Annotated in this window: 14 protein-coding genes and 1 tRNA gene; 8 read left to right on the top strand and 7 right to left on the bottom strand. The window is 61.4% G+C overall.

Annotation, left to right across the window (positions count from 1 at the left end; translation table 11 throughout):
- Window positions 1–10: 10 nt before the first annotated feature.
- Together KIO74_RS05090 and KIO74_RS05085 are read right to left on the bottom strand one after the other, a co-directional pair.
- Window positions 11–538: a CinA family protein gene (locus KIO74_RS05090; RefSeq protein WP_213330992.1), complete on the bottom strand. Its 528-nt coding sequence runs from the start codon at window positions 536–538 to the stop codon at window positions 11–13.
- Between the two features lie 121 nt (window positions 539–659).
- Window positions 660–1,859, bottom strand: a complete 1,200-nt coding sequence (locus KIO74_RS05085; RefSeq protein WP_213330991.1) for a bifunctional 2-C-methyl-D-erythritol 4-phosphate cytidylyltransferase/2-C-methyl-D-erythritol 2,4-cyclodiphosphate synthase — start codon at window positions 1,857–1,859, stop codon at window positions 660–662.
- Window positions 1,860–2,042: 183 nt separating this feature from the next.
- Between KIO74_RS05085 and dusB the strand changes: the two genes are divergently transcribed.
- The 7 genes from dusB (at window position 2,043) to hflX (ending at window position 11,684) form a co-directional block, all read left to right on the top strand.
- Complete coding sequence (dusB, locus tag KIO74_RS05080; protein ID WP_502762022.1) at window positions 2,043–3,080, top strand: tRNA dihydrouridine synthase DusB; 1,038 nt, start codon at window positions 2,043–2,045, stop codon at window positions 3,078–3,080.
- 102 nt (window positions 3,081–3,182) lie between these two features.
- Window positions 3,183–4,307, top strand: coding sequence for a two-component system sensor histidine kinase NtrB (locus KIO74_RS05075; RefSeq protein ID WP_249731171.1), 1,125 nt, complete (start codon window positions 3,183–3,185; stop codon window positions 4,305–4,307).
- 5 nt (window positions 4,308–4,312) lie between these two features.
- On the top strand, window positions 4,313–5,758 hold the full coding sequence (gene ntrC / locus KIO74_RS05070; protein WP_213330990.1) for a nitrogen regulation protein NR(I): 1,446 nt from the start codon (window positions 4,313–4,315) through the stop codon (window positions 5,756–5,758).
- Between the two features lie 412 nt (window positions 5,759–6,170).
- A complete protein-coding gene (locus KIO74_RS05065; RefSeq protein WP_291978842.1) occupies window positions 6,171–8,429 on the top strand; it encodes a sensor histidine kinase NtrY-like in 2,259 nt (752 codons plus the stop codon).
- Window positions 8,426–9,796 (top strand): nitrogen assimilation response regulator NtrX, encoded by a 1,371-nt coding sequence (gene ntrX / locus KIO74_RS05060; protein ID WP_213330988.1) that lies wholly within the window; start codon window positions 8,426–8,428, stop codon window positions 9,794–9,796. Before KIO74_RS05065 ends, ntrX begins: the two co-directional genes overlap by 4 nt.
- A 244-nt stretch (window positions 9,797–10,040) precedes the next feature.
- Window positions 10,041–10,298, top strand: a complete 258-nt coding sequence (gene hfq, locus KIO74_RS05055) for an RNA chaperone Hfq (RefSeq protein ID WP_110374139.1) — start codon at window positions 10,041–10,043, stop codon at window positions 10,296–10,298.
- Window positions 10,299–11,684 carry a GTPase HflX gene (gene hflX, locus KIO74_RS05050; protein ID WP_213330987.1) on the top strand — a complete coding sequence of 462 codons (1,386 nt, stop codon included), beginning with the start codon at window positions 10,299–10,301 and terminating at the stop codon, window positions 11,682–11,684. It begins immediately after the preceding gene.
- Between the two features lie 7 nt (window positions 11,685–11,691).
- Here the strand turns inward: hflX and mazG are convergent, their stop codons facing one another.
- Window positions 11,692–12,531: a nucleoside triphosphate pyrophosphohydrolase gene (gene mazG, locus KIO74_RS05045; RefSeq protein ID WP_213330986.1), complete on the bottom strand. Its 840-nt coding sequence runs from the start codon at window positions 12,529–12,531 to the stop codon at window positions 11,692–11,694.
- Between the two features lie 322 nt (window positions 12,532–12,853).
- Between mazG and KIO74_RS05040 the strand changes: the two genes are divergently transcribed.
- On the top strand, window positions 12,854–13,222 hold the full coding sequence (locus KIO74_RS05040) for a PRC-barrel domain-containing protein (protein WP_213330985.1): 369 nt from the start codon (window positions 12,854–12,856) through the stop codon (window positions 13,220–13,222).
- Window positions 13,223–13,464: 242 nt separating this feature from the next.
- Here the strand turns inward: KIO74_RS05040 and KIO74_RS05035 are convergent, their stop codons facing one another.
- The 4 genes from KIO74_RS05035 to lon form a co-directional block, all read right to left on the bottom strand.
- A complete protein-coding gene (locus KIO74_RS05035; protein WP_213330984.1) occupies window positions 13,465–13,833 on the bottom strand; it encodes a hypothetical protein in 369 nt (122 codons plus the stop codon).
- A 514-nt stretch (window positions 13,834–14,347) separates the two neighbouring features.
- Window positions 14,348–14,423: transfer RNA gene (locus tag KIO74_RS05030), tRNA-Val, on the bottom strand.
- A gap of 357 nt (window positions 14,424–14,780) precedes the next feature.
- A complete protein-coding gene (locus KIO74_RS05025; protein WP_110374144.1) occupies window positions 14,781–15,059 on the bottom strand; it encodes an HU family DNA-binding protein in 279 nt (92 codons plus the stop codon).
- Window positions 15,060–15,272: 213 nt separating this feature from the next.
- On the bottom strand, window positions 15,273–17,699 hold the full coding sequence (gene lon, locus KIO74_RS05020; protein ID WP_213330983.1) for an endopeptidase La: 2,427 nt from the start codon (window positions 17,697–17,699) through the stop codon (window positions 15,273–15,275).
- Between the last annotated feature and the right edge of the window lie 300 nt (window positions 17,700–17,999).

The raw sequence follows: 17,999 nt of genomic DNA, 5'->3' as shown, positions 1-17,999 counted from the left end.
ATATCAGCTCCTACGCCACAAGCGGCTGCCGGGCGATCTCCGCGAGAAGGTCCAGTGCCTGCTCGACCGACCGGCGCCGGATGACACCCCGTCCAAGATCCCCGAAAAGTCGTTCGACATGGCGCGTCACGACGCCCCGCCGGGCGGCGGCGAAATGAACGAGCCCGACGGGCTTGGCCTCGCTGCCGCCGCCGGGACCGGCGATGCCGGTGATCGCCACGGCAACATCGGCCAGGGAATGGGCGAGCGCTCCCTCGGCCATCGCGCGGGCCACGGGCTCACTGACCGCGCCATGGGCCAAAATGAGCGCCTCGGGAACACCGATCGCGCTCTGCTTTGCATCGTTGGAATAGGTGACGAACCCGCCCTCGATGGTCTCCGATGAACCCGGCGCCTCGGTCAGAACAGCGGCGACGAGGCCGCCCGTGCAGGATTCGGCGGTGACAACGCGCAGGCCAAGCCCCCGGCACAGATCGAGCACGGCCTTCGCGTGCACGACAAGATCCCGGTCGATACGCGTGAACTCGATATCGGCCATCCCTGATTGCTCCATTGGCTCGGCTTGAGCAAATCCGTAGAACCCGGACTCGCCCGTGTAAAAAATAGGAAAGTCAGACGCTTGAGCAGATCCACCTGGGTTCATCCAGGTCGAATTTGCTCTACGTGCCTTCCGGCAGCCTGACGCTGGCCACCGCCTGCGCCGCGATCCCCTCGCGGCGCCCCGTGAACCCCAGCTGTTCCGACGTCGTGGCCTTCACCGAGACTGAAGAAATCGGAACATCGACGATGGCGGCGATGCGGGCGCGCATGGCGTCGCGATGCGGACCGATCTTGGGTGCCTCGCAAATGATCGTCAGGTCGAGATGGTCGAGCTGGCCGCCCCGCGCGCGCAGGCGCTTGACCGCATGGGCAAGGAACTGATCGGAGGCAGCACCTCGCCATCGCGGATCGCTCGGAGGAAAGTGACTTCCGATATCGCCGTCGGCCATAGCTCCGAAAACAGCATCGGTCAGCGCGTGCAAGGCCACGTCGCCGTCGGAGTGGGCGATGACACCCTGGTCATGGGGCAGCCGCAGCCCACCGATCCAAATGTGATCGCCCGGTCCAAAGGCATGGACGTCATAGCCGATGCCCGCGCGGCTGATCAGCGTTGTGGATGGGGTCAGGCGGCGCTCCGCTTCCACGATGTCCTCGCCGCTGGTGATCTTCATATTGCCAGCCTCGCCGTCGAAGATATGGACGCTGTGGCCCGCCCATTCGGCGAGCGTGCCGTCATCGGTGAAGCCCGTCAAACCCGCGTCGACCGCGCGGCGGTGCGCGACGAGCAAGGGCGCGAAGGCGAAGGCCTGTGGGGTCTGAACACGCCGCAGGAGGTCGCGGTCCGGCGTTTCGCAGATCGTGCCGTTCTCGTCGACGCGCTTGATGGTATCGGCGATCTTCACGCCCGGCACCGCAGCGGCATGGGCGATGCCCGCCGCGACGGCGCGCCCGACGAGGTCCCGCGAGACGAACGGCCGGGCCGCATCATGCACCAGCACGAAAGCCGGCGCCTGCTCCTCACTGGCGAGCGATTCGAGTCCCGCCATGACCGAAAGCTGGCGGGTCGCTCCACCAGGCACAGGCGGCGCTAGACGTTCCATCACCGCCATCGGCAGCGCGGCTATGACATCGCGATAATACGGATCATCATCAGGATGGATAACGACGACGATACGCGCGATATCGCTCTGATCAGCGATCGCCGTCAGCGTATGGCCGAGAACCGCGCGGCCGGCGATCTTGCGATACTGCTTCGCGACCTCACCTCCCAGACGTGTTCCACGTCCGGCTGCCACGATGATCGCTGCAATTTTCGGCATTTTTACCTTGTCCGCTCTAGTGACAGGCGCCTATAGGCTGCGGGCTGATGACTTACAATGCTCTTGTGACGGATCATGGCCCCCAAGGCCAATCCAGGGGGATCCGAACCAGCCGAACACGATCTCTTCATGACCTGCAATAAGGGCGGGACAAAGAGTTTTGTTTAATTTATAAGCATGGCCATGAGTGATGCGGAAATGGGCACTAACGCCGACGTCTCCCCCTGGCGCCCGGATCTCGCCCTGGGCGCAGTGCTCGCGCCCATGTCAGGCATCACGGACGTCGCATTCCGGCGGATCGCTCATCGCTTCGGCGCGTCTCTGGTCGTCTCGGAGATGGTCTCGAGCCAGGAACTCGTTGATGGGTCACAGGAAGCTGTCCTGCGCGCGGAAGGCGCCGGGATCACGCCCCATGTGATACAGCTCGCCGGCTGCGATGCCCATTGGATGGGCGAGGCAGCGCGCGTGGCCGAGGCTTCAGGCGCGGCGATGATCGACATCAATATGGGCTGTCCCGCCAAGCGTGTGATTGGCGGATGGGCGGGATCGGCGCTGATGCGTGATCTCGACCATGCCACATCGCTGATCGAGGCCGTGGTGGCCGCGGTGAATATACCGGTATCCGTAAAGATGCGTCTCGGCTGGGACGATGCGAGCCAAAACGCTGATGAACTCGCCCGTCGGGCAGAGACAGCTGGCGCCGTTCTCATCACCGTCCATGGCCGCACGCGGCAACAATTCTACAAGGGCACAGCCAACTGGTCGGCCGTGCGGCGCGTGCGCGAGGCGACCTCGCTTCCTCTCGTCGTCAACGGCGACATGGCTGATACGTCGGATGCCCGCGCGGCCCTCGTTCAATCCGGCGCAGATGCGGTGATGATCGGCCGCGCCGCGGTCGGGCAGCCCTGGCTGGTTGGGCAGGTGGCCTCCGAACTGCGCTCCGGCGCTGCCCTCCGGCCACCATCGCCATCCGAAAAAATTGAAGCGATCACAGAGCATTATACGACACTTCTCACGCTCTATGGGAAGAAGGTCGGACTGCGCCACGCCCGCAAGCATCTCGCGGCCTATTGCGCGGACGCGGAACGGCACGGTAGCGGGGCGGCCAGTCGGTGCCGCGCGGAGCTGGTGACCAGCGAGCAGCCCGAGCGCGTGCTGGCACTGATTCAGGGGCTTTATGAAAGCCCCTCCGAGAACCCCGTCCAGCGAGAAGCGGCCTGACGATCGACGGGTCTCCCCGGGGACACGTTGGAAGACAAATTCGAACGCGACTTCAAGCCCTACCGGATCGGCGTGCGCAAGATCACGATGCCAAGGATCACGATGCCAAACGCTTCCGCAAACAGTCAGCCCGGCTTCGATCCGGGGCTCATCCTCAACGCGCTCCCCGTCCCGATCCTGGTGGTCGGGCAGGGCGACACCATCCTCCATGCCAATAGCGCCGCCGAGGCGTTCTTCGAGGCAAGCCTTCCCGTCCTTAAGCGGCAGAGACTCGTGGATGTGCTGCCTTTCGGCTCGCCGGTTCTGGCGCTGGCGGAAGAGGCGCGACGCCGCAACGCGAGCGTCAGCGAATACCGCATCGAGATTGGAACGCCGCGCACAGGACATGAGCGGATTGTTGATATTTTCGCCGTCCCGCTCGGAGACGAGGCGCGATCAGTCGCCTTGATGCTGCAAGAACGAACAATTGCCGAAAAAATGGACAGACAACTGACCCATCGGGGTGCAGCTCGGTCCATCACGGCGCTGGGCGCGATGCTCGCCCACGAGATCAAAAACCCCCTGTCCGGCATCCGCGGAGCGGCACAATTGCTGGAAGGCGCGGCCTCCGACGAGGATCGTCTGTTGACGCAGCTGATCTGCGACGAGACCGATCGGATCGTCAAAATCGTCGAGAGAATGGAGCTTTTCGGGGATGAGCGGCCCGTGGAGAGGGGGGCCGTGAACATTCACGGCGTATTCGACCACGTGAAGCGTCTGGCCCAGTCGGGCTTTGCGCGGCATATCCGCTTCGTTGAGGACTACGACCCCTCGCTGCCGCCGCTGCTCGGCAACCGCGACCAGCTTGTGCAGGTATTCCTCAATCTCATCAAGAATGCGGCGGAAGCCATCGGGCGCGATGCGCTCGACGGTGAAATCATTCTCTCGACAGCGTTCCGGCCGGGTATGCGGCTGCAATTGCCGGGCTCCGGCGAACGCGTCAGCCTGCCGCTCGAGATCTGCGTTCGCGACAACGGGCCCGGCGTCCCGCCGGACCTCGTGCCAAACCTGTTCGACCCGTTTGTGACCACGAAGGCTTCCGGCAGTGGCCTTGGTCTTGCTTTGGTTGCGAAGATCATCGGTGACCATGGCGGCGTCGTGGAATGCGACGCTGGTGTGCACCGTACGACGTTTCGGGTGTTGATGCCCATGTATCTGGCCCGCGATGGGCGTGGCTCGGAGGAATGAGTAATATGGCGAGAGGCAGCATTCTTGTCGCCGATGACGATACCGCCATCCGCACGGTGCTGAACCAGGCATTGGCGCGGGCGGGCTATGACGTCAGGTCCACAGGACATGCAGCGACGCTCTGGCGCTGGGTAAGCCAGGGCGAAGGCGATCTGGTGATCACCGACGTGGTGATGCCGGACGAGAACGCCTTCGACGTGCTGCCGCGGATAAAGAAGCTGCGTCCGGACCTTCCCGTCATCGTCATGAGTGCGCAGAATACCTTCATGACGGCGATCCGAGCGTCCGAGCGGGGTGCCTATGAATATTTGCCGAAACCCTTCGACCTGAAGGAACTGGTCTCCATCGTCGCGCGCGCACTGTCGCGGCCGCGCGGGCAGGCGAAGAGCCTCGGCGATGCCGATGGCGAGGATATTCCGCTGGTCGGCCGTTCCCCGGCCATGCAGGAGATCTACCGGGCGCTGGCGCGGTTGATGCCGACGGATCTTACGGTCATGATCACCGGCGAATCCGGCACCGGCAAGGAGCTCGTTGCCCGCGCGCTGCATGACTATGGCAAGCGCCGCACAGGCCCTTTCGTCGCCATCAATATGGCGGCCATCCCGCGCGACCTCATCGAGTCCGAGCTGTTCGGCCATGAGAAGGGCGCCTTCACCGGCGCGACCCAGCGCAGCGCCGGCCGCTTCGAGCAGGCCGAGGGCGGCACGCTGTTCCTCGACGAGATCGGCGATATGCCGATGGAAGCGCAGACGCGTCTTCTGCGCGTCCTGCAGCAGGGTGAATATACGACCGTCGGCGGCCGCACGCCGATCAAGACCAATGTTCGCATCATCGCGGCCACCAACAAGGACCTGCGGATTTCCATCCAGCAGGGCATTTTCCGCGAGGACCTGTTCTTTCGGCTCAATGTGGTGCCGCTGCGCCTTCCCCCGCTCCGCGAGAGGGCGGAAGATGTGCCGGATCTCATCCGCCATTTCTTCACGCTGGTGGCGCGCGAGGGTTTGCCTCACAAGCAGATCGACCTCGATGCGATGGACCGCCTGAAGCGCTATCGCTGGCCCGGCAATGTGCGCGAGCTCGAAAATCTTGTCCGGCGGCTGGCCGCGCTCTACCCTCAGGACACCATCACCGGCCCGATTATCGACGCCGAACTAGAGCCCTCCACCAGCAGTTCGCCGGAAGGGAGCGAGGCCCGGGAGGACGAGCAACTCGCCACGTCAGTCGAACGGCACCTCAATCGCTATTTTGGCGGATTCAAGGATGCGCTGCCGCCCCCCGGTCTCTACCACCGCATCCTGCGCGAGATCGAGGGGCCGTTGATCGGCATGGCATTGGCGGCGACGCGCGGAAACCAGATCAGAGCCGCCGAACTCCTGGGGCTCAATCGTAATACCCTGCGCAAGAAGATCCGGGATCTCGATCTATCGGTGGTGCGTACCCCGGCACGCTAAAGGCAGCTTCAAAGCAGCCGACGCGGCGATCAGAACCACCGCCGATGGGGCAGGGGGCCGCGCATCATGATCGTCGCGTTCGCCAGACAGCAGGTTAAGCTGCCCCTGTTGCATCGAAGCCATGTGATTTATCTGCACATGGCCTCGCCACAATTGCACGACGAGCCCTTTGACCAGCGCAATCTCGCATCTGATAGATTTATGTAACAAATGTCTACAACGTACTGGATTTAATAAGAAAATATCAAACTCATAGGCGCAATCCGATTGTCAATCGGCTCCCTTTTGCCTGTGGCGCCGACCCAGCGCTGCCTTGGGAATGTCGCAATTCGACAACAGTGTTGTAGCTCCGCATCATTGTCCGGTGCTATTCAACCGATTCGATCATAGCGAAACGGCGGGCCATTATTTCGTGAGCTTATCGGCGGATCTTCCCAAGGAACGCAAATCCCGCGTATCCGGCATATTAGGAACGGTCGCGGTCACGCTGGCGTTGATCTCGGCGCTTGTGACCTTCGTCGTGCTCGCCGGCATGACGCCGATCCTGCCGACGCATATCGTTGTCGTCTGGGCGCTGTTCATCAACGGCATCCTCGTCCTGCTCCTCGTCTCGGTCATCCTGTGGGAGACATACAGCCTGTTCAGGGCGAGGCGGGAGGGGGCGGCGGCGGCAGGCCTTCATGTCCGCATCGTCTCGCTGTTCAGCCTGGTGGCCGCGCTTCCGGCCATTCTTGTCGCGATCGTGGCTTCGATCACGCTTGAACGCGGTCTCGACCCCTGGTTCACCAGTTCACTCAAGGGGCTCATCACCAATACGGTCGAGATCGCGCATGCTTATCGTGATAGCCAATGCCGCAACATGGTGCGCGAAACGGAATTGATGGCCGCCGACCTCAATCGCGCCAAGGTGCTGTTCAACGCAGACCGCAAGCTTTTCCACGACTTCATGTTGTCGCGCTCGGTCTTCCTCGGGTTCCCCTCGGCCATGCTCGTCAGCGAGGACGGCAAGGTGCTGGAGCGCATCGAGCAGAAGTCGCTCGAAAATCTTTCGCCGCCGTCGGACGAGGATATCAAGGACGCCAATACCACCGATCCGGTCTGCCTCATTCCGCAGTCTGGCAACCTGTTCCGTTCGCTCATCAAGCTGGATTGGCCGGAGCCCACACTTCTTTATGTAGCGCGAACTGTCGATCCGCGTGCCGTCGAGTTCCCGGCCGCCGCGCAGACAGGTGTCGCCTATTATCAAGCTCTCGAGGAAAAGAAGCTCGGCATCCAGATCGCCTTCGCATCGATGTTCGCGCTGGTCGCGCTCATCGTGCTTTTGTCGGCGGTGTGGTTCGGCTTGAGCTTCGCCAACCGGCTCGTCATGCCCGTCCGCCGGCTGATACACGCGACGGACCAGGTCGCAAGCGGCAATTTCTACGTGCAGGTGCCGATCCGGCGCGCGGAGGGCGATCTCGCGCATCTTGGCGCGACGTTCAACAAGATGACGAGCGAACTCAGGCAGCAGCACGATGGTCTGGTCGCGGCGAGCGATGTGATCGACAAGCGACGGCGCTTCAACGAAGCGGTGCTCGCCGGTGTATCCGCCGGCGTCATCGGCACGGATGCGGCGGGCATGATCACGATCGTCAACCCGTCGGCGGAAGCGATCCTGCAGGCGGATGGCAGCTCGGTCATCGGAAAGCCCATCGTCGAGGCCCTGCCCGAAGTGGCCCCCCTCCTCGACGAGGTGCTCGCTGGCCGGCAGAGACAGTTGATCCAGGGGCAGATGGCCCTGAATCGTGACGGTCGCGAGCGCATGCTCAACGTACGCGTGACCAGCGAACAGGCGGTGGGACAGGACAAGGGCTTTGTCGTCACGCTCGACGACATAACGGACCTCGTCTCCGCCCAGCGGACATCAGCCTGGGCCGACGTTGCCCGGCGCATCGCCCATGAGATCAAGAACCCGCTCACGCCGATCCAGCTGTCGGCCGAGCGCATCCGTCGCAAATACGGCAAGGTTATCGTCGAGGATCGCGCGATCTTCGACCAATGCGTCGCCACGATCGTCCGCCAGGTCGACGACATCAAGCGCATGGTCGATGAGTTCTCCTCCTTCGCGCGGATGCCGAAGCCGAACCACGCGATGGACGATGTTGTCGATACGGTGCGCCAGGTCGTCTTCCTGATGCGCGTGGGTACGCCCGATATCACCTTCAACGAAAAACTGCCGGAGGAGGGGATCACCGCCTATTTCGACCGCCGGCTGATTTCCCAGGCCGTCACCAACATCGTGAAGAACGCGACCGAGGCGGTGATGGCGGTCGATGGCAATACGCGCGGCGTCGGGCAGATCGACATCAATGTGCGCGAACAGGACGGCATCATCACGATCGATGTCAGTGACAACGGCAAGGGTTTTCCAAAGGAGCACAGGCAGCGATTGCTTGAGCCTTACATGACGACCCGCGAGGGCGGCACGGGCCTCGGCCTCGCCATCGTGGGCAAAATTCTCGAGGACCACGGCGGCGGCATCGAGTTGCTCGACCATCCCGGCGTTAGCGCCGGGGGGCCGGGCGCGCGTGTCCGCATGTGGTTCCCCAAGTCCGGTATTTCCGGGTCTGGCAGTGGTGGCGTTGCGTCAACGGACAGCAAGGACGACATCAAACAAAGGGCAATTGGATGAGCGCCGACATCCTCATCGTCGACGACGAAGCGGATATTCGTGAACTCGTAGGCGGCATACTCGATGACGAGGGCCATAGGACGCGGACGGCTGGTGGTTCGGATGAAGCCTTGGCCGCGATAGAATCCCGCCGGCCGCAGCTGGTCTTCCTCGATATCTGGCTGCAAGGCAGCCGTCTCGACGGTCTCCAGGTGCTGGACGTCATCAAGGAGCAGAATCCGGAAGTGCCGGTCGTCATGATCTCCGGGCATGGCAATATCGAAACCGCGGTCTCGGCCATCAAGCGCGGCGCGTATGATTTCATTGAGAAGCCGTTCAAGGCTGATCGCCTGGTTCTGGTGGCTGAGCGCGCGCTGGAGGCCTCTCGCCTGAAGCGGGAGGTGCGCGAACTCAGGACGCGATCCGGGCAGACCAGCCGAATGGTAGGCCGATCCCCGATCATCAACCAGCTGCGGCAGACCATTGAGCGCGTCGGTCCGACCAATGCACGCGTGCTGATCAGCGGCCCGTCCGGCTCCGGCAAGGAGCTCGCGGCTCGCACGCTGCATATGAACTCGCAACGAGCCAATGGCCCGTTCATCGTCATCAATGCGGCGGCGATCACGCCCGACACGATGGAGAGCGAACTTTTTGGTGTCGAGGCGACCGACGGTCGTGGCCGGCGCATCGGCGCGCTGGAGGAGGCCCACGGCGGTACGCTTTACATCGACGAAGTCGGTGACATGCCCCGGGAAACGCAGAACCGCATCCTGCGCGTGCTGGTGGACCAGAACTTCCAGCGGGTAGGGGGCACCACGCGCGTTCACGTCGACGTGCGCATCATCTCATCCACGAGCCGCGATCTCACCCAGGAAATAGCCGAGGGCCATTTCCGGGAGGATCTCTTCCACCGGCTGGGTGTCGTGCCGATCCGGATTCCGTCTGTGGCCGAGAGGCGGGAGGACGTACCCGAACTTATCAGCTTCTTCATGGAGCAGATTTCGGTTGCCACCGGACTCGCCAAGCGTGTCATCGCCGACGACGCCATGGCGGTGCTTCAATCGCACGATTGGCCGGGCAATGTGCGCCAACTGCGTAACAATGTGGAACGGTTGATGATATTGACCGGCGGCGATCCCGATGCGGCGATTTCCGCCGATCTCTTGCCCGCCGAAATCGGGACGCTTGTGCCGACCACGCCTGCTGGCAGCGGTGGAGAGAAGCTGATGAGTTTGTCGTTGCGGGACGCGCGCGAGATCTTTGAGCGTGAATATCTCGTGGCGCAGATCAACCGCTTCTCGGGCAATATCTCGCGGACTGCGGAATTTATCGGTATGGAGCGCTCTGCCCTACACAGGAAGTTGAAGTCGCTCGGCATCGGCTCCTGAGAGCTCACGTCCGCGCCGCGCACCCGTGCACAAGCCCGGACCGATGCTGGCGCGACAGCCAGAATCGCATCGGCGCGGCAAGAGATACTTGCGTTTGAAGCGTTTCTCCCTTTGTAATGCGATTCTCGGTCTATGAGCGTCCCGCGCCAGCGCAGCCTTCCGGCAGCAAAGGCAAAGGCAACAACAGAAGCCGTGTAAGCGAACAAGGACCGACGAGCACGGCGCAAGAAGAAGGTTTAACAAGATGGCGGGCGAACGCGCGCAAAACCTGCAGGACACTTTTCTCAACCACCTTCGCAAGAATAAGGTCCCGCTGACGATTTTCCTGGTCAACGGCGTCAAGCTTCAGGGTGTTGTGACTTGGTTCGACAACTTTTGTGTATTGCTGCGCCGCGATGGGCACTCGCAGCTGGTCTATAAGCACGCTATATCGACGATCATGCCTGGACATCCGATCCAGCTGTTCGAGCCGACAGACGATATGGGGTCAGAAAAGGTCTGAATGACTCAACCCGATAAGCGTAAGGACGCGTTTCAACCGTCGCCGCCTTCCCCTGTTGATCAAGAAGGCAAGAATACCCGCGTTCTCGTGATCGGGCCCTACCTGACACGCAGCACATCCGAGCGCAGTGGCGAGAACACGGCGCGGGATGCGGCTGCGCGGCTCGATGAAGCCGTAGGTCTGGCGCGGGCGATCGATGTGACGATCGTCCGTGCGATCCAGCTAAGCCTCGCCAATGTCCGCCCCGCGACCTATCTCGGCTCGGGCAAGGTGGAGGAGCTGGCCGGCACCGTAAAAGCCGATGAGATCGATCTCGTCATCATGGATTGCGCTCTCTCCCCGGTGCAGCAGCGCAATCTCGAGCGGGCGCTTGGCGCCAAGGTCATCGACCGGACGGGGCTCATCCTCGACATCTTCGGCAAGCGGGCACGCACGCGCGAGGGCTCGCTCCAGGTGGAACTCGCTCATCTCACCTACCAGAAGAGCCGCCTTGTCCGCTCATGGACCCATCTTGAACGGCAGCGCGGCGGATTCGGCTTTCTCGGAGGCCCTGGAGAGACGCAGATTGAGACGGATCGCCGGCTCATCCAGGAGCGGATGAGCCGCATCGAGCGTGACCTCGAACATGTCAAGCGGACGCGCGCTCTGCACCGAGAGAGCCGGCGCCGCGTGCCTTATCCCATCATCGCTCTGGTCGGTTACACCAATGCCGGCAAGTCGACCCTGTTCAATCGCTTGTCTGCGGCCAAGGTCATGGCCGAGGACCTGCTTTTCGCGACCCTCGACCCGACAGCCCGCGCGATTGAGCTGCCCCACGGCTCGAAAGCCATCCTTTCGGATACGGTCGGCTTCATTTCCGATCTTCCGACCATGCTGGTCGCGGCCTTCCGGGCTACGCTGGAAGACGTGATCGAGGCGGACGTGCTGCTGCATGTCCGGGATGTGTCCCATGGCGACACCGAGGCCCAGGCGAGCGATGTGGAGACCATCCTTCGCGAACTCGGCATTGACCCAAGCAATGGTCAACGGCTGATCGAAGTGTGGAATAAGGCCGATCTCCTCGCGCCGGATGAACGCGCCAAGCTGGACAATCTCGCGTCACGCAGGCCGACCGAACTTCGGCCGGTCCTGGTCTCGGCCGTCAGCGGGGAGGGGATGGATACCCTGTTGTCCGCCATCGAAGCCAGGCTGGCGCATGGCCGCGCGATCTATCATGTCGTCTTGGAGCCAGAGGCCGGAGATGTTCTGAACTGGCTCTATGAGGAGGCTGAAATTCTGGACCGGCGTTCGGACGAAGATGGCCGTGTCCTGTTGGCTGTCCGCATCGCGGAGGCAAAAGAGCCCCGTTTGCTGAGGCGTTGTCCGGGAGCAAAGCGGATCCGGTAAGGCCCTCTTAGTCGGAGCTCGCAGATTTCTCGTCGCGCTTGGCCTCCTGCCAGAGATCTTCCATCTCGTCGAGGCTAGCTTCCTTGGTGGTCCGCCCCGTGGAAGCGAGCTGCCGTTCAATGTAAGCGAATCGACGCTCGAACTTGGCATTTGTCAGAGCAAGCGCGACTTCGGCATCTCCGCCGGCATGGCGCGCCAAATTGACGGCCGCGAATATCAAATCGCCGATTTCCTCGACCACCGCTGATGGGTCGGCCATGCCTAAGGCTGCGTCGATCTCGTCTAGTTCCTCGCGGAGCTTCGCCACCACCTCGCGCGCTTCCAACCAATCGAACCCCACACCGGCGGCTTTACGCTGGAGCTTATCGGCGCGGGTAAGGGCAGGGAGTGTCCTCGCTATGCCATCCAGGAGCCCCGCCCGACCTTCGTCGGCTAGTCCGCGTTCCTCACGCCGGCGGCGGCGCTCGATCTTTTCCTCAGCCTTGATGCGATCCCAAAGCGTCTTGACCTCATCCGGTGATAAATCTCGTGCCGAACCGAAGACATGCGGATGCCGCCTGATAAGCTTGCCGGTGATGGCCTCGACCACGTCCCCGAACGCAAACTCGCCAGCCTCCTCGGCCATGCGCGCGTGAAACACGACCTGCAGGAGGACATCGCCCAACTCTTCCTGGAGATCGTCCATATCGCCGCGCTCGATGGCATCGGCTACCTCATAAGCCTCTTCAATCGTGTAAGGCGCAATCGTCGCAAAGTTCTGATCAAGATCCCACGGGCATCCGCTGCCGGGCGTTCGCAGCGCGGCCATGATCGCAAGGAGCTGGTCGATATCCCGAGAGGCCTTCATCCGATCTCCACAACAGTTCTGCGGGCTAGGCAAGCCATGTGACACCGGACATTGGCTCTCCAAGCCATGGCTCACAATCAGGCCAGACTGTGGGAGTTGGATCACGGGAAGGCAGACGTTTCAAGACATGATCGTCGGTCAATGCGTTGCGCAAAGCTCAAGCCCCAATTTCGCATAAGGCGCATTATGGAACTCAAGGGCTTCGGCTTTGTTCTCTCCCATGCCTGTGTCATCTCAACCGTCGAACACCTCCCGCAGGCTGTGGAACCAGCGCGGCCGAACGACGTTTGTATAATAACAGCAAAACATATGGGAGACGAAAGTGGATCACACAGCTGAAACAACGAACCTGATCGGCTCCGATAAAGTCTCGGGAACCGAGGTATATAATGGTTCGGGAGAACATCTTGGCGAGATATCAAGTGTGATGATCGACAAGGTGAGCGGCAAGGTGGCCTACGCTGTTATGTCCTTTGGTGGTTTTCTTGGCATTGGTGAGCAATACCATCCGCTACCATGGTCAACATTGACGTATGATACCGCCAAGGGCGGCTACGTGGTGAATTTAAGCCGCGAACAGCTTGAAGGCGCACCACATTATGAGGCGCGCGACACCCCGGATTGGGGAGATCGTTCCTACGAACGTCGCCTTCACGACTACTACGGCGTGAACCCATATTGGGGAATATAATCGCCCATAACTGTCCGTGCCCATAATTGTCCATAACAGACGTGGCCGCCGCTCATTCTGGAGCGGCGGCCTTTTTATGTCAGTCGAGTGCATGAAGGCAACACCGCCGCCGATCGCAAATTCCAAAATTAAAGGCCTTCAAAGCCTCATCCGCTTCGAGGGCCTTTTTTGCTGGCAACGATTGTCCCATGAGGGCGACAGCATATTGCGAGGAGGTGCCCTGCCCCTCTGACAAGGCATCTTTAAGGATGCGACTGTCTGCTGCGGCCGATTCGTGGATCGCTGAAAAGACTGACAACCGTGGGATCCGGCGACACTGTGGCGCCGTCGTCCTCAAGCCAAGCTCGCGAAAAGCGGCCCCAGAAGAAAGGGAACCGGCAATCTAGCGCGGGAGCGAAATCGACCTCATCGCTTTTCTCCTGGAAAAAAGAAAGGAGATCATTGCGAGACCGGATACGCTCTGCAGTCGCGGCGAAAGGCTCTAAGCGATGTAAAATATTGATTATCTTATCCACGGGCGGGCGAAACTCAGACATGATCTCACGGAGATCCACTCTCAGCGCTGCGAGAGCATAATCGGTGTCAGAGGTCGACCTGATGCCGTGATGCATGTAAGCGTCTCCTCTCGCCGTATCTCAGCGGAGAGCCAAGATACTCCAATATCTATAGGGATAACGCATTTGCAGCATCTGTGTTCCGGATGCAGCCACATAATCGAGCGAACTATGCCCAAATGTTGAATGAAGGCAGGGCGGGCTGTCAAGTTTGGGAGATGCTATACGCAAGCGAACAGGCCGGTATGCGCGTAGAACCGCTGACCTCATATAGCACGTCATTCCATTGAAAATTCATTATACGGGGCGCAGGGCTGCAAGATGGGCGCAAACGCCTTATATCCGCCGTCCTCATCGAGGGCGACGGCGGCGCTGCCGCCAGGAACGGCCAAGCTGCCAAATTTCACCGTCTTGAATGAAGGCGTAGTTCGGGTGCTCACAAGGCAGTGATTGAGGGCGTCCTGCCCCAAATGCGCATGGAATCCCGAAGCACCAAGGGAGCTTGCACCGCAAGCGGAAGCAGCGCGGACTCAGCGCACGCTGGGATCTGACCCGAAAAGGGCAAAGATGATGGTGGGCGGTAACGGGCTCGAACCGCTGACATTCTCGGTGTAAGCGAGATGCTCTACCAACTGAGCTAACCGCCCTCAATCCGTGGACAGGTGTCGGATATCACGGAGAAGGTTCAGTCTCGTACCTCAATGGGACGAAACTGAAGTGATTTAACGGAGAGCCATCCGGCGAGGCAAGTCTTTTTGAGCTGCCCGACCGCACGGCTCGTCCGTCGATGTCCCAAAGGGAGCACACAGGCCCCCAGCCCCTTAAAAGTCACACCACACCTCCAGAGCCCGCCCGGAAGCAGGTGGATCAGCGAGGTGGATGGCTGATTGTCGGCCTACGGACGCAGGAAGGGCGCCGAGACGATTCCCGGCCGGGACTAGCCTCAAACATGGCCGTCCCCCTCCCCCGCGAGCTTGTCCGGCCATTCTTGGCCGCGACAAATCTCACTTGCCGTTGACGGCTTCCTTGAGGCCAGCGCCGGCCTTGAACTTGGGCGTCTTCGACGCCGGAACCTTGATGGTCTCACCGGTGCGTGGGTTGCGAGCGGTGCCTGCCGCGCGATCAGCGACAGCGAAGGTGCCGAAGCCGACCAGCTTCACCTCATCGCCGGCCTTGAGAGCGGCGGTGATGGCGTCGATGGCAGCGTCCAGAGCCTCCGTGGCCTGAACTTTCGTAAGGTTGGCCTTCTCGGCCACGGCCGAAACAAGATCACCTTTGTTCATCTCAAACCTCCTGGCCTGCCCTAGGCAGGCGCTTCGTTTGTCCTGCGCGCTGCGCGAGACACGCGTTCATGCCGAAAAGCAGCGCGCGTGTCTCCCCGATGGCCTAGAATTCCAAGGAAATCAACGTGTCTGACGCGCAAAAGCAAAAAAAGCCCCCTGACCGGGTGGCCAGGGGGCACTTTTCAACAGCATCCGTTACTTGTTTGCAGCACTTCAGTGGGCCACGAGGGCGTTCGACTCACCGTCGGAAGCAGCCTTGCGGGCCTTGTCTTCCGTCGGCTCATCCCACGTGATCGGCTCCGGCTGCCGCACCAGAGCCTCCTTGAGGACCTGCTCCATGCGGGAGACGGGAACGATCTCCAGGCCGCTGCGCACGCTCTCGGGGAGGTCCGCCAGATCTTTGGCGTTCTCCTCGGGAATGAGCACCTTGGTGACACCGCCACGCAGTGCCGCGAGCAGCTTCTCCTTGAGACCGCCGATAGGCAGGACCCGGCCACGTAGGGTGACCTCGCCCGTCATCGCCACGTCACGGCGCACAGGAATGCCTGTGAGCGTCGAGACAATAGCCGTCGCCATGGCGATACCGGCAGACGGACCATCCTTCGGCGTCGCCCCTTCCGGCACGTGCACGTGGATGTCGCGGCGCTCGAAGAGCGGCGGCTCGATGCCGAAATCGAGGGCCCGCGAACGGACATAGGATGCCGCCGCAGAGATCGATTCCTTCATCACCTCACGCAGGTTGCCCGTCACCGTCATCTTGCCCTTGCCGGGCATCATGATGCCTTCGATGGTGAGCAACTCACCGCCGACTTCGGTCCAGGCCAGCCCGGTGACGACACCGACCTGATCTTCCGTTTCCGCCTCGCCATACCGATACTTGGTCACGCCGAGATAGTCCGACACATTCTCCGCGGTCACCTCGACGCTCTTGCGCTTGGTGAGAATGATCTCCTTCACAGCCTTGCGGATAAGGTTCGCGATCTCGCGCTCAAGGTTGCGGACGCCGGCTTCGCGCGTATAGCGGCGAATGAGCGTAAGCAACCCACCCTCATCAATCGACCACTCCTTCTCGGCCAGGCCATGCTTGCGCACGGCCTCCGGGATGAGGTGCTTGCGGGCGATCTCCACCTTCTCCTCTTCCGTATAGCCGGCGATGCGAATCACCTCCATACGATCGAGCAGGGCCGGCGGAATGTTCAGCGTGTTGGCCGTGGTCACGAACATCACGTTCGAGAGGTCGTAGTCCACCTCCAGATAGTGATCGTTGAACGTAGAGTTTTGCTCCGGATCCAGAACCTCGAGCAGGGCAGCTGACGGATCGCCACGGAAGTCCATGCCCATCTTGTCGATCTCGTCGAGCAGGATCAGCGGGTTGGACGTCTTTGCCTTGCGCATGGACTGAATGATCTTGCCAGGCATGGAGCCGATATAGGTCCGGCGATGTCCGCGAATCTCGGCCTCATCGCGCACGCCACCGAGGGACATGCGGACGAATTCGCGACCCGTCGCCTTGGCGAGCGACTTGCCGAGCGACGTCTTGCCGACGCCAGGAGGGCCGACGAGGCACAAGATCGGCCCCGTGAGTTTGTTGGCCCGCTGCTGGACCGCCAGATACTCCAGGATGCGCTCCTTGACCTTCTCAAGGCCGTGGTGGTCGGAATCCAGGACGCCCTGGGCCAGATTGAGGTCCTTCTTGATCTTGGACCGCTTGCCCCACGGGATACCCAGCATCCAGTCGAGGTAGTTGCGCACGACGGTCGCCTCGGCGGACATCGGCGACATCTGGCGAAGCTTCTTGAGCTCGCCCAGCGCCTTCTCGCGGGCTTCCTTCGTGAACTTGGTCTTCTCGATCTTCTCCTCGAGTTCAGCCAGCTCGTCGCGGCCGTCCTCGTCGCCGAGTTCCTTCTGAATGGCCTTCATTTGCTCATTCAGATAGTACTCGCGCTGGGTCTTCTCCATTTGCCGCTTCACGCGGGTGCGGATCCGCTTCTCGACCTGGAGAACGGAGATCTCGCTTTCCATCAGCCCGAGCGCCTTCTCGAGCCGCTCGGCAACGACCGTCGTCTCGAGGATGCCCTGCTTGTCCGCTATCTTCACGGCCAGATGCGAGGCAACCGTGTCGGCAAGCTTGGAAGGGTCCTCGATCTGCGTGACCGCGGAGACAACCTCCGGAGAAACCTTCTTGTTGAGCTTCACGTAGTTCTCGAACTCGGCCAGCACCGAACGGGCCAGAGCCTCAGTCTCGACCTTGCTGCCGACAGTCTCGGCCAACACCTCGGCCTCGGCCTCGTAATAATCGTCCGTGCGGCCGTAGGTGCTGATCTTGGCGCGACCAGTGCCCTCGACGAGCACCTTCACAGTGCCGTCGGGCAGCTTAAGAAGCTGCAGCACGCTCGCAACGGTGCCGATCGTGTAGATCGCGTCCGTGGCCGGATCGTCGTCAGCCGCGTTCATCTGGGTGGCGAGCAGGATGTGCCGGTCGCTCTTCACGACCTCCTCAAGCGCGCGAATGGATTTCTCACGCCCAACGAACAAAGGCACGATCATGTGCGGGAAAACGACAATATCGCGTAGTGGCAGGACGGGATAGGTACCGACCGTGCCTGGAACTGCAGCCTGGCGGGGCTTCGCTGTGGTCATCGCCCACTTGTCCTTCGTTTTGCGTCCGCCGATCCCCCTCAAGGGCTGACCGCCGGACGATCCGCTGGAAGCGCTCACCATAAGAATGGCTGCTTCCAGCCCGCTATCCGATCACCTCGCAATGAGCATGCCGGAATTGTCGCGCACTTCAGTAGGTGGCTATCCGACTGCGACGTTTCAAGTTAAGTGCTTGTAACGTCGAACACTCATTGCATTCACGCAAAACGCAGACCCTACCGCGCAGCAAATGGCGAGCCATTGCTACGTTTGTCTTGTACCGATAGGTCTGCGCGCAAAAAC

Source organism: Chelatococcus sp. HY11 (genome assembly GCF_018398335.1).
In the GTDB taxonomy this organism is placed as follows: domain Bacteria; phylum Pseudomonadota; class Alphaproteobacteria; order Rhizobiales; family Beijerinckiaceae; genus Chelatococcus.
The sequence above is the reverse complement of the archived record's forward strand: the minus strand, read 5'-3'. Positions and strand labels throughout refer to the sequence as shown.

What these genes read in the sequence shown, in the direction of transcription:
- mazG (WP_213330986.1), bottom strand. Translation starts at nt 12,531, where the DNA reads ATGAAGGCCTCTCGGGATATCGACCAGCTCCTTGCGATCATGGCCGCG.
- KIO74_RS05085 (WP_213330991.1), bottom strand. Translation starts at nt 1,859, where the DNA reads ATGCCGAAAATTGCAGCGATCATCGTGGCAGCCGGACGTGGAACACGT.
- ntrC (WP_213330990.1), top strand. Translation starts at nt 4,313, where the DNA reads ATGGCGAGAGGCAGCATTCTTGTCGCCGATGACGATACCGCCATCCGC.
- hfq (WP_110374139.1), top strand. Translation starts at nt 10,041, where the DNA reads ATGGCGGGCGAACGCGCGCAAAACCTGCAGGACACTTTTCTCAACCAC.
- dusB (WP_502762022.1), top strand. Translation starts at nt 2,043, where the DNA reads ATGAGTGATGCGGAAATGGGCACTAACGCCGACGTCTCCCCCTGGCGC.
- KIO74_RS05035 (WP_213330984.1), bottom strand. Translation starts at nt 13,833, where the DNA reads ATGCATCACGGCATCAGGTCGACCTCTGACACCGATTATGCTCTCGCA.
- ntrX (WP_213330988.1), top strand. Translation starts at nt 8,426, where the DNA reads ATGAGCGCCGACATCCTCATCGTCGACGACGAAGCGGATATTCGTGAA.
- lon (WP_213330983.1), bottom strand. Translation starts at nt 17,699, where the DNA reads ATGACCACAGCGAAGCCCCGCCAGGCTGCAGTTCCAGGCACGGTCGGT.
- KIO74_RS05090 (WP_213330992.1), bottom strand. Translation starts at nt 538, where the DNA reads ATGGCCGATATCGAGTTCACGCGTATCGACCGGGATCTTGTCGTGCAC.
- KIO74_RS05025 (WP_110374144.1), bottom strand. Translation starts at nt 15,059, where the DNA reads ATGAACAAAGGTGATCTTGTTTCGGCCGTGGCCGAGAAGGCCAACCTT.
- hflX (WP_213330987.1), top strand. Translation starts at nt 10,299, where the DNA reads ATGACTCAACCCGATAAGCGTAAGGACGCGTTTCAACCGTCGCCGCCT.
- KIO74_RS05075 (WP_249731171.1), top strand. Translation starts at nt 3,183, where the DNA reads ATGCCAAACGCTTCCGCAAACAGTCAGCCCGGCTTCGATCCGGGGCTC.